Here is an 11,438-nt window from a genome sequence, read left to right on the forward strand (position 1 = left end):
CGGACCTCTCGCGACTTTCCGTGTCAGGCCGGCGCGCGTCCGGTTGCCGAGGTGGGTGGGCATCGACGAGAGTCGTCGCATGGCTGACGTACCTGCCGCGCCGACGACCTCCGACAGTGAGCCCACGCGGGCCTTCGGATGGTCGGACCTGTTCGTGCATCCGGACGACGATCCGCGCTCGGACGGCAACTTCGCCGAGGAGCGGAGCGTGCTCGTCGAGTACCTGCGCGACCAGCGCCTCACGTTCGAGCTCAAGTGTGACGGCCTGAACGCCGAGCAGTTGGCCCGCCGGGCGGTGCCGCCGTCGACGATGTCGCTGCTCGGGCTGATCCGACATCTTGCCGAAGTGGAGCGTGGCTGGTTCCGCAGGACGATGGCCGGCCAGGTGGCGCCCAAGCTGTACTGCTCGGACGACGATCCGGACGGCGACTTCGACGGCGCGGTGGCCGATCCGGCGGTGGTGGACGAGGCGTACCGGGCCTGGCGTACGGAGGTGGCGTTCTCCGAGCGGTTCGTCTCCGAGGCGGCGGATCTGGGAGTGCAGGGGCGGCAGCGGGACGGCAACGTCATCGTGCTGCGCAGGCTGCTGGTGCACATGATCGAGGAGTACGCGCGGCACAATGGCCACGCCGATCTCCTACGTGAGCGCATCGACGGAAGGGTGGGTCAGTGATGGCCGAAGGGTTCGACGTCCGGTTGACGCGGGCGCAGGAGCGCTACGAGCAGGCGGTGTTCGGCGGCGACGCGAAGTCGTTGGACGAGGCGGAGCGGGATCTTCTGGCGTTGGAGGCCGACACGGCTCTGGCCCGGGGCCGGCTCCTGCACGCCCGCTTCCTGGAGTCCGGTGCGGAGGACCCGGCCGAGCTGCGGCTCTTCGAGCGGGCGGCGCAGCTCTACCGCGAGCTGGGTGACGCCCGTGGCGAGGGGGAGTCGCTGTTCTGGGTGGGCACGGTCCACCAGGTGATCCGCCAGGACCAGGCGGCGGCCGACCCGGCCTTCGCGCGGGCGCGTGAGCTGGCGACCAAGGCGGGGGACGACCTGACCCTGTCGTACGTGCTGCGGCACCTCTGCTTCGGTGAGCAGGCCGCCGGTCGTGTCGACACGGCGCGGGAGTTGCTTGCGGAGTCGACCCGGCTGCGCCGGGAGCTGTCCTTCACGCCCGGCGTCGCGGCGAACCTGATCGGCCTGGCGGACCTCGCGGCGACCGACGGGAACCGGGACGCGGCCCGCGACCTGCTCGACGAGGCGGCCGAGCTGGCGGCCGGCAGCGGCGCGCACGGCGTGGGCCGGTGGGTCCAGGAGGCCCGCGCCGAGCTGAACCTCGCCTGACCATCGTGATCGGCTCGGGTTCGGCGATGTCGGGGAATCCGGTGCCGTGGGACACCGCGACACCGCCGACACCGGGTGGATCACCATCTGACCCGGGGTACGTGCCGCGCAGCGTGGCGGAGGCGGTGGCCGTACAGGAGGAGTTGCGGCCGCTCGTCGACCTGGTCGGGCCGGGTCCGACCGCGCCCGCGACGGTGGCCGGCCTGGACGTCGCGTACGCCGAGAGTGGTGACCTTCTCGCGGCGGCCGTGACCGTGCTGGACGCGCGGACGCTGGCCGTGGTCGATTCCGCCGTCAGCGTGGGCCGGCCCGCGTTCGGCTACGTGCCGGGGCTGTTCGCGTTCCGTGAGCTACCTGCCCTGCTCGCCGCCCTGGACACGCTGACGACCATCCCGGACCTGCTGGTCTGTGACGGGCACGGGCTGGCCCACCCGCGTCGGTTCGGGCTCGCCTGTCACCTGGGGGTGGTCACCGGACTGCCCACGATCGGGGTGGGCAAGACACCGCTGGTCGGCGCGTGGGCGCCGCCGCCGGTCGACCGGGGCGCCTGGTCGGCGCTGCGGGACGGGGACGAGGTCGTGGGGCGGGTGTTGCGCACCCAGGCCGGGGTGAAGCCGGTCTTCGTGAGCGTCGGGCACCGGATGAGCCTGGAGAACGCGACCGCGCAGGTGCTGGCGCTGACGCCGCGCTACCGCCTTCCCGAGACGACCCGGACGGCCGACCGGCTCTGCCGGGACGCCCTCACCCGGGCGGCACCGTCCGACCGGGACGGATCGGACGAGGCACCCGGCGGACCTCGTCGCGCGTGATCGACTCGACGTCGGCGAAATCGGGGTGTCCGGGGCCGCCGGACACCCCGACATCGCCGAAGTCGAGTGGATCAAGGGCCCGCAAACCGTAACGCGGCACACATGCGGGCCGCTCTATGACCGGTGGTGGGGGTGGCCCGGTAGTAGCCTGGCCCGCGGACCCCACCCGGGGAGGAACGGTGAGGTGATCATGACGGTGCGTCGACGCGCGGCACGGCTCGCGACGGTCTGCGGTCTGCTGGTCGGCCTGGTGCTGCTCGGTGCGTCACCAGCGCTGGCCGACGACGACTCGGTCCGTGTCGGGTCGGCCAGCAGCTTCGCCGCCGGGGGCTCGGCCCAGGGGGTGAACGTCGCGGTGCGCAAGCGCTCCGGCGGGTGCGTCCTGCTGCGTACCGCCCTGGGTCTGCACCTTGCGGGTCTCCAGCCGAGTCAGGTGACGGTCCAGGTCAACGCGGGCGGGCGCTGGTTCCCGGTGGCCGTCGGCGGCGGTGGCGGCACCGTGCAGACTCAGCAGACCTCGCCGGCGAAACCGACCCTGTGCAAGGGCAAGGGCATCACCGTGCGGTACCGGGTGGCGTTCGCCGCCGACGCGCCGGGCGGCCAGCTCTCCGTGACCGGTGTGGCTCTCACCGCGACCGGCCAGCAGCTGGGGCACGGCGCCGACACGGCGAAGGTCACCGCGCGGCTCTCGCCGTCGCCCACCCCGACACCGTCGAAGAAGCCCACCCCGACCCCCAGCCCGACCGAGGTCGCGGCCGCCAGCGAGGTGGTGAACCCGGCCGCGGCAGACCCGACGTCCGCCGCGCCCAGCGCGACCGCGGTGGCCGCCGAGTCCGGCGGTGGTGGGCCGATCATGTTCTTCGGCATCGCGATGGTGGCGGTCGGCCTGCTGCTCATCGTGCTGCTGGTGCGCCGCTCCCGGCAGGACCGCACGCCGGCCGATGCGCCCGGTCCGCTGCCGGGCAACCCCGGTGGCACCACCTACCGCTCCGGGGGTGGGTCGCCGGTCGTGCCCGGTCAACCCGGCCCGGTGTACGGCCAGCAGCCGCCGACCGCCGGCCAGGTGCCTCCGCCCCGTCCCGCCGGCGGCGGCGTCTACGGGGCGCGACCCGTGACGCCGAGCCCGGACGCCACGCAGCCGATGCCGGGTGCTCCGGGTGCCCGACCGCTGCCCGGTGACCCGCCCCAGCCGCCCGACGGCGGCGATCACACCGTGTTCATGCCCCGGCTCCCCGGCTGAGCGGGGCCGGGCCGGGACGCTCCGATACGCTCAGGTTTGTTGGAAACCTGCGGCCAAGGAGCGGAACTAGTGTCTGATCTGTCCCAGATCGTCAAGGCGTACGACGTCCGAGGGACGGTGCCGGACCAGTGGGACGAGCGGGTCGCCGAGGCGCTCGGGGCCGCATTCACCCAGCTGCTCAACACCACTGACGAGCCCGGCGACGCGGTAGTCGTCGGGTACGACATGCGGGCCACCTCACCCGGCCTGGCCGCCGCCTTCGCCGCCGGGGTGCGGGCCGAGGGTCGCTCGGTGATCGAGATCGGGCTCGCCTCCACCGACCTGCTCTACTTCGCCTCCGGTTCGCTCGACCTGCCCGGCGCGATGTTCACGGCGAGTCACAATCCGGCGCAGTACAACGGCATCAAGATGTGCCGCTCCGGGGCTCGGCCGATCGGCCAGGACAGCGGGCTGGCGGAGATCCGGGAGCGCGCGCAGGCCCTGCTGGACTCGGGGGCGTCGCGCCCGGCGGGTGAGCCGACGAAGCTGGCCGAGCGGCGGGACCTCCTTCCCGACTACGCCGCGTACCTGCGCAAGCTTGTCGACCTCTCCGGCATCCGGCCGTTGAAGGTGGTGGTCGACGCCGGCAACGGGATGGGTGGCTTCACCGTCCCCACCGTGCTCGGCGACGCCGCCCTGTCGGCGCTGCCGCTGGAGATCGTGCCGCTCTACTTCGAGCTGGACGGCACCTTCCCCAACCACGAGGCGAACCCGCTGGACCCGGCGAACCTGGTCGACCTCCAGCGTGCCGTGGTCGAGCACGGGGCAGACATCGGGTTGGCCTTCGACGGCGACGCCGACAGGTGCTTCGTGGTGGACGAGCGTGGCGAGCCGGTCTCGCCGTCGGCGATCACCGCGCTTGTCGCGGCGCGTGAGCTGGCCAAGCACCCGGGCTCCACGGTGATCCACGGTCTGATCACCTCCAGCGCGGTCGCGGAGATCATCCGTGAGCACGGTGGGGAGCCGGTGGTCGCCCGGGTCGGGCACTCCTTCATCAAGGCCGAGATGGCCCGTACCAACGCCGTCTTCGGTGGTGAGCACTCCGCGCACTACTACTTCCGGGACTTCTGGTTCGCCGACACCGGAATGCTCGCCGCGATGCACACCCTCGCCGCCCTGGGCGAGCAGTCGCTGCCGTTGTCCGTGCTGGCCGGCGAGTACGAGCGCTACATCGCCTCCGGCGAGATCAACTCGACGGTCGCGGACCAGGCCGCCGCGGTGGCCGAGGTGCGTGCCGCGTACCCGGACGCGACGGTCGACGAGATGGACGGGCTCACGCTGCGTTTCTCCGACGGCGCCTGGTTCAACCTGCGCGCCTCCAACACCGAGCCGCTGCTGCGGCTCAACGTCGAGGCGCCCACCCGCGAGCGGATGGTCTCGCTGCGGGACGAGGTGCTCGACCGCGTTCGCCGATAAGATCGCCTGCGCCGGTCGGCACCGCCGCCGGTGACCCCGCACTCGTGGAAGGAGCCGCGCCATGGCCCTGGATCCGCAGTTGCTCGAGATCCTTGCCTGCCCGGACACGCACCACGCCCCGCTCACCTACGACGCGGAGGCGCAGACGTTGACCTGCACGGAGTGCGGTCGGATCTTCGAGGTCCGCGACGACGTGCCGGTGCTGCTGCTCGACGAGGCGCGTGGCGGCCCCGGGCAGCAGTCATGATCGACGGTACGGCCGGGGTCAGTGGTCGTCGCGACGCCGACGAGGCCCTGCTCGACAACCCGGACGCGCTGGCCGAGCACGACCCGGGCGGCATGTTGCGGCACACCGCCTCGGGTGGCGCCCAGGTGCGCGAGAGCGCGGCGTTGGCCGCCGAGGCGAACCTGGCGGTGCTCGCCGACGACGGGCGTCCCCGGGCCGTGGTGATCGCCGGCATCGGCACCGCCGGGCGTACCGGTGACGTGCTGGCCACGGTTGCCGGGCCCCGCTGCCCGGTCCCGATCATCGGTCACCGCAGCGCGGGCGTGCCCGGTTGGGTGGGCGCCGCCGACGTGGTGATCGCGGTGAGCGCGTCCGGTCGGAGCCCGGAGGCGTTGGGCGCCGCCGAGGCCGCGCACCGTCGCGGTGCCCGGCTGGTCGCGGTGGGCGCCCCGGACTCGCAGTTGCAGTCGGTCGCCGAGCGGGCCCGCGCGCCGTTCATCCCGGTGCCGCGACGCGCGCCGGCCCGGGCCAGCCTGTGGGCGCTCACCGTGCCGGTCCTGCTCGCCGCGCGCTCGCTCGGGCTGGTGAAGGTCAACGAGGCGGATCTGGCGGAGACGGCGGCCCGACTCGACGCGGACGCCGACCGCTGCCGCTCCGCCGCCGAGTCGTTCGTCAACCCGGCCAAGTCGCTGGCGCTGGGCCTGGCCGGCTCGATCCCGATCGTGTGGGGCTCGTCCCCGCTGGCCACCGTGGCGGCTCGCCGCTTCGGCGACACCCTGTCCGCCAACGCCCGCTATCCGGTGGTCACCGGGGCGCTGGGCGAGGCGGGGCGGGGCCGCGTCGGGCTGCTGGACGGCGTCTTCGGCGGCCTGGCCGAGGGGGAGCGGGACATCTTCGCCGACCCGGCGGAGGAGGACGACGGCGAGGGCACCCGGCTGCGGCTGGTCCTGCTGCGCGACGGCGGGCTCAACGCCGAGGACGACACGGACGAGCCGCTCGCGGTCGAGGAGCGCCGCGCGGACGCGGTGCAGACCCTCGCCGAGCGCCGTGGTGTGCGCTGCGACGTGGTGACGGCCGAGGGCGGATCGGCTCTGGAGCGGCTGGCCTCACTCATCGCCGTACCGGATTTCGCCTCGATCTATCTTGCTCTGGCACACGGATTGGACCCGATGGCCGTCCCGGCCATCACCGAGATGAAGGAGCTGTCGAACCAGTGAACGAAAGCAGGGCGCGGCGCGTCACGGACGTCACCACGACGCGAAGCGGAGTGGCAGCGTGAGCGCGAACGGCGGGACGAAGGCGATCGTCGCCGCCCTGCTGGCCAACATCGGCATCGCCGTCACCAAGTTCATCGCGTTCCTGCTCTCCGGGTCCTCGTCGATGCTGGCCGAGGCGGTCCACTCGGTCGCCGACTCCGGCAACCAGGGTCTGCTGCTGTTGGGCGGGAAACGGGCGAAGCGCGCGGCCACGCCGGAACACCCGTTCGGGTACGGCCGGGAGCGCTACATCTACGCGTTCATCGTGTCGATCGTGCTGTTCAGCATCGGCGGGCTGTTCGCCCTCTACGAGGCGTACCACAAGTGGTCGCACGCGGAGGGCATCACCGAGTGGCAGTGGCTTCCGGTGGCGGTGCTGGTGGCGGCGATCGCCATGGAGTCGTTCTCCTTCCGGACGGCGATCAAGGAGTCCAACCACATCCGGGGCAAGCAGTCCTGGGTGCGTTTCATCCGGCGGGCCAAGGCGCCGGAGCTGCCGGTGGTGCTCCTGGAGGACTTCGGCGCGCTCGTCGGCCTGGTCTTCGCGCTGTTCGGTGTCGGCATGACGCTGATCACCGGCAACGGCCGGTGGGACGCGGCCGGCACCGCGATGATCGGCGTCCTGCTGGTGGTCATCGCCATCGTGCTGGCCATCGAGACCAAGAGCCTGCTGCTCGGTGAGGGTGCCGAGCAGCAGGACCTGGACGCCATCGAGCGGGCCATCACCGAGGGCCCCGAGGTGGAGCGGATCATCCACATGAAGACGCTCTACCTGGGTCCGGAAGAGCTGATGGTGGCCGCGAAGATCGGTGTGCCGGCCTGCGAGAGCGCCCACGAGCTGGCCCGTGGCATCAACGCCGTGGAGGCGCGGATCCGCACCGCCGTGCCGATCGCCCGGGTGATCTACCTGGAGCCGGACATCTACAGCGCCGCCGCCGCGGCGGCCGGCACCGGCGCCGCCGCCGACACCGCCGTACCGCAGCCCGAGGACGCGTCGGGCGAGGCGGTCGGGCGGCCCAGGGGCTGACGGGTGGAACCGCTGTACGGACCGATCCGGGACTACGCGTGGGGGTCCCGCTCGGCCATCGCCGTCTTGCAGGGTCGACCGGTGCCGAGCACCGGTCCGGAGGCGGAGCTGTGGCTGGGCGCCCACCCGGGCGCCCCGGCCAGCGTGGAGCGCGCCGGCCTGCGGGTGAGCCTCTGTGACCTGGTGCGCGACGAGCCGGGGCAGTGGCTGGGCCAGCGGGTGGCCGACCGGTTCGGCACCCGGCTACCGTTCCTGCTCAAGGTCCTCGCCGCCGACGCGCCGCTGAGCCTGCAGGCGCATCCGGACGCCGAGCAGGCCCGGGCGGGTTTCGCGGCGGAGGCGGGCCGTCCCGTGGGGGAGCGCAACTACTCCGACCCGCACCACAAGCCGGAGTTGCTCGTCGCGCTCACCCCGTTCGAGGCGCTGTGTGGCTTCCGGGACCCGGTGGAGTCGGCCGAGGCGCTCGCCGCGTTCGGCGTACCGGCGTTGGCGCCGGTGGTCGACGCGTTGCGGACCGGGCCGGCGGGGTTGGCCACGGCGGTGCGGACGCTGCTCGGCTGGCCGGTCGCCCAGCGCGACGGGCTGCTGGGCGCCGTCCTCGCGTCGGCGGCCGACGGCCCGGACGCGGACCTGGCCCGCCGGTTGGCGGCGTTCTATCCGGGAGACCCGGGTGTGCTGGTGGCGCTGCTGCTGCACCACCTGCGGCTGGCGCCGGGCGAGGCGATCTGGATGCCCGCGGGCAACCTGCACGCCTACCTGAGCGGCTGCGGGGTGGAGATCATGGCGGCCAGCGACAACGTGCTGCGCGGGGGTCTGACCCCGAAGCGGGTGGACGTGGACGAGCTGCTGCGGGTGCTGCGTTTCGAGGTGCTCGACGATCCGGTTCGTGCCGCCCAGCCGGTCGGCCCCGGGGTGGACTGCTGGCCGGTGCCGGTGGACGACTTCGCGTTGCACCGGGTGCGGGTCGGCGCCGCCGTGCCGGAGGTCACCCTGCCGCTGCCCGGTCCCCGGGTGGTGCTCTGCGGGGCGGGCTCGGTCACCGTCGACGACGGGGCGGGCGCGCTGACGCTGGCGTCCGGCCAGGCGGCGATCGGCACGGCGGCCGGGGAGCCGTTGCGGGTCGGCGGCGACGGTGAGGCGTACGTGGCGACGTCGGGGCTGCGCTGACCTCGCCACAAGTCCGACTTTCCCGAAATAGCTTGACGCGATCCTGGCCGAATGTGACTCTATGAGTACGCAGCGTTATCGCGACGACGGTCCGGCAACGTGCGGGGAACCAAACCGGGGGGATGCACGGGGCGGGCGGAAGTGGGCAGCGGGTCTGTCCACCACCGACCGCCCCGTGCGCTGTCCGTGGCCCGTCCCCCGCCGCCCGTCGCCAGCGCGCGTAAGGTGGAGGATCGGCGCAGACATCGTTCGACAGGAGCTTTCATGACCAGCACCCTCCCGGCGGCCGCCAGCGGCACGCCGTCCGAGGCCCGGCCGAGCACGCTCGCCGAAGGCGACTTCAAGGTGGCGGATCTGTCGCTCGCCGAGTTCGGGCGCAAGGAGATCCAGCTCGCCGAGCACGAGATGCCCGGCCTGATGGCGATCCGGCGGGAGTTCGCCGCATCGCAGCCGCTCGCCGGCGCGCGGATCACCGGCTCGCTGCACATGACCATCCAGACCGCCGTCCTGATCGAGACGCTGGTGGCCCTCGGCGCGCAGGTCCGCTGGGCGTCCTGCAACATCTTCTCCACCCAGGACCACGCCGCCGCCGCGATCGTGGTCGGCCCGGACGGCACCCCCGACGCCCCCGCCGGCGTCCCGGTGTACGCCTGGAAGGGCGAGACGCTGCCGGAGTACTGGTGGTGCACCGAGCAGGTGCTCGCCTGGCCGGACGGGCAGGGCCCGAACATGATCCTCGACGACGGCGGCGACGCCACCCTGCTGGTCCACAAGGGCGCCGAGTTCGAGAAGGCCGGCGTCGTTCCGCCGGTCGAGTCCGCCGACTCCGAGGAGTACGGGGTCATCCTCGAGCTGCTGCACCGCTCGCTCGCCGAGGACGGCCAGCGCTGGACCCGGATCTCCGCAGGCATCAAGGGCGTCACCGAGGAGACCACCACCGGCGTGCACCGTCTCTACGAGATGCACCGCGCCGGCACGCTGCTCTTCCCGGCCATCAACGTCAACGACTCGGTGACGAAGAGCAAGTTCGACAACAAGTACGGCTGCCGCCACTCCCTGATCGACGGCATCAACCGGGCCACCGACGTGCTGATCGGCGGCAAGATGGCCGTCGTGATGGGCTACGGCGACGTGGGCAAGGGCTGCGCCGAGTCGCTGCGCGGCCAGGGCGCCCGGGTCGTGGTGACCGAGGTCGACCCGATCTGCGCGTTGCAGGCCGCGATGGACGGCTACCAGGTCGCGACCCTGGACGACGTCGTCGAGCAGGCGGACATCTTCATCACCGCCACCGGCTGCTTCGACGTCATCACCAACGAGCACATGGCCCGGATGAAGCACCAGGCCATCGTGGGCAACATCGGCCACTTCGACAACGAGATCGACATGGCCGGCCTGGCCAAGCGCTCGGACGTCGAGCGGATCAACATCAAGCCGCAGGTCGACCTGTGGCGCTTCGCCGACGGGCACGCCATCATCGTGCTGTCCGAGGGCCGCCTGCTGAACCTGGGCAACGCGACCGGGCACCCGAGCTTCGTGATGTCGAACTCGTTCGCCAACCAGACGATCGCCCAGATCGAGCTGTTCACCAAGACCGAGGAGTACCCGGTCGGCGTCTACGTGCTGCCCAAGCACCTGGACGAGAAGGTGGCCCGCCTGCACCTGGGCGCGCTCGGCGCCAAGCTGAGCACGCTCACCAAGGAGCAGGCTTCCTACCTGGGCGTCTCCCCGGAGGGGCCGTTCAAGCCGGACCACTACCGCTACTGATCGACGTCGCTTTCGAACCGGGTCGGCTGTTCGCAGCCGGCCCGGTTCGTCGTTCCCGCCGAGGCGGGACGGGGGTCGGGTCAGCCGGAGCGGGAGTCGCGGCGGCTGGGGCGGAACCACGTCCACGCACACCAGGCCAGCCAGGCCAGGGACACGACGGTGGCCAGTGCCCGCAGGCGCAGCGCGCTGAGCAGCATCACCACGGCGAGCACCGCAAGCCACGGCAGGAAAGCCTTCACGGCAGGGATCCTCCCACGCTCGGACGGTGACCGGCTCGTGGCGACCGTCGAAGGCCAGGTCACAGCGAGAGTGAGCTTGTCATGAACAACTTGACGAGGTCGGAGAACTGGAGGAAGGTATGGCTGCCCTAAGTTAGCTGAGGCGTGCCTAATGAACACGGAGCCCTGATGTTCGCCACCTACCTGATCGGCCTGCGGGAGGGCCTGGAAGCGACCCTGGTGGTCAGCATCCTTGTCGCCTTCCTGGTGAAGTCGCAGCGTCGGGACCGGTTGCCGCAGGTGTGGGCGGGCGTCGGCCTGGCCGTGGCGCTCTCCGTGCTCTTCGGCTGGCTCATCGAGTACACCTCGACCTCGCTGCTGTCCCGCTCCGAGGACCGCGAGCTGTTCGAGGCCGTCACCTCCGTCGCGGCAGTGGTGTTCGTCACCTGGATGATCTTCTGGATGCGCAAGGCGGCCCGCACCATCGCGGGCGAGCTGCGCGGCAGGCTCACCGATGCACTGGCCGTCGGGTCGCTCGCCGTGGCCGGGATGGCATTCCTCGCGGTGGTTCGGGAGGGCCTCGAAACCGCTCTGATCTTCTACTCCGCCGCCCAGGGCGCGGCAGGCGACAGTGGGCCGCTGCTCGCGCTTGTCGGCGGCATCGTGACCGCCGTGGTGCTCGGCGTGCTGCTGTACGCCAGCGCCCTGCGGATCAACCTCAGCAAGTTCTTCACCTGGACCGGCGCCCTGCTGATCCTGGTCGCCGCCGGCATCCTCAAGTACGGCGTGCACGACTTCCAGGAGTCCGGTGTCCTGCCCGGCCTCAACGACCTGGCCTTCGACATCACCGGCACGCTCGACCCGACCACCTGGTACGCGGCGCTGCTGGCCGGCATGTTCAACGTGACCCCCGCGCCCACCGTGCTCGAGACGATCGCCTGGATCGG

The 11,438-nt window shown here is 72.1% G+C and carries 12 protein-coding genes; 11 read left to right on the plus strand and 1 reads right to left on the minus strand.

What is annotated here, in order from left to right:
* Positions 1 to 79: 79 nt before the first annotated feature.
* The 10 genes from MILUP08_RS06260 to ahcY all read left to right on the plus strand — a co-directional run bounded on the left by MILUP08_RS06260 (position 80) and on the right by ahcY (position 10,273).
* Positions 80 to 673 (plus strand): DinB family protein, encoded by a 594-nt coding sequence (locus tag MILUP08_RS06260; RefSeq protein WP_007455813.1) that lies wholly within the window; start codon positions 80 to 82, stop codon positions 671 to 673.
* Entirely contained in the window at positions 673 to 1,329 is a 657-nt protein-coding gene (locus tag MILUP08_RS06265) for a tetratricopeptide repeat protein (RefSeq protein ID WP_007455816.1), read from the plus strand. Before MILUP08_RS06260 ends, MILUP08_RS06265 begins: the two co-directional genes overlap by 1 nt.
* Before the next feature lie 101 nt (positions 1,330 to 1,430).
* Complete coding sequence (nfi, locus tag MILUP08_RS06270; RefSeq protein WP_237747036.1) at positions 1,431 to 2,138, plus strand: deoxyribonuclease V; 708 nt, start codon at positions 1,431 to 1,433, stop codon at positions 2,136 to 2,138.
* Between the two features lie 190 nt (positions 2,139 to 2,328).
* Entirely contained in the window at positions 2,329 to 3,378 is a 1,050-nt protein-coding gene (locus tag MILUP08_RS06275; protein ID WP_063827241.1) for a hypothetical protein, read from the plus strand.
* 69 nt (positions 3,379 to 3,447) lie between these two features.
* Positions 3,448 to 4,833 carry a phosphomannomutase/phosphoglucomutase gene (locus MILUP08_RS06280; RefSeq protein ID WP_007455822.1) on the plus strand — a complete coding sequence of 462 codons (1,386 nt, stop codon included), beginning with the start codon at positions 3,448 to 3,450 and terminating at the stop codon, positions 4,831 to 4,833.
* Positions 4,834 to 4,894: 61 nt separating this feature from the next.
* Positions 4,895 to 5,080: a Trm112 family protein gene (locus tag MILUP08_RS06285; RefSeq protein ID WP_007455824.1), complete on the plus strand. Its 186-nt coding sequence runs from the start codon at positions 4,895 to 4,897 to the stop codon at positions 5,078 to 5,080.
* Positions 5,077 to 6,276, plus strand: a complete 1,200-nt coding sequence (locus tag MILUP08_RS06290; protein WP_007455825.1) for an SIS domain-containing protein — start codon at positions 5,077 to 5,079, stop codon at positions 6,274 to 6,276. The genes MILUP08_RS06285 and MILUP08_RS06290 overlap by 4 nt, the downstream gene beginning before the upstream one ends.
* 58 nt (positions 6,277 to 6,334) lie before the next feature.
* Complete coding sequence (locus tag MILUP08_RS06295) at positions 6,335 to 7,342, plus strand: cation diffusion facilitator family transporter (RefSeq protein ID WP_007455827.1); 1,008 nt, start codon at positions 6,335 to 6,337, stop codon at positions 7,340 to 7,342.
* 3 nt (positions 7,343 to 7,345) lie between these two features.
* On the plus strand, positions 7,346 to 8,509 hold the full coding sequence (gene manA, locus MILUP08_RS06300; protein ID WP_007455829.1) for a mannose-6-phosphate isomerase, class I: 1,164 nt from the start codon (positions 7,346 to 7,348) through the stop codon (positions 8,507 to 8,509).
* Positions 8,510 to 8,773: 264 nt separating this feature from the next.
* Positions 8,774 to 10,273 (plus strand): adenosylhomocysteinase, encoded by a 1,500-nt coding sequence (gene ahcY / locus MILUP08_RS06305; RefSeq protein WP_007455830.1) that lies wholly within the window; start codon positions 8,774 to 8,776, stop codon positions 10,271 to 10,273.
* Between the two features lie 80 nt (positions 10,274 to 10,353).
* Here ahcY and MILUP08_RS35785 read toward each other — a convergent pair whose 3' ends face one another.
* Positions 10,354 to 10,512, minus strand: coding sequence for a hypothetical protein (locus tag MILUP08_RS35785; RefSeq protein ID WP_007455833.1), 159 nt, complete (start codon positions 10,510 to 10,512; stop codon positions 10,354 to 10,356).
* A gap of 168 nt (positions 10,513 to 10,680) precedes the next feature.
* Between MILUP08_RS35785 and efeU the strand changes: the two genes are divergently transcribed.
* Positions 10,681 to 11,438: iron uptake transporter permease EfeU (gene efeU, locus MILUP08_RS06310; RefSeq protein WP_039905482.1), on the plus strand; the 758-nt coding region annotated here is incomplete at its 3' end.

The sequence above is a fragment of the Micromonospora lupini str. Lupac 08 genome (assembly GCF_000297395.2).
GTDB lineage: Bacteria > Actinomycetota > Actinomycetes > Mycobacteriales > Micromonosporaceae > Micromonospora > Micromonospora lupini.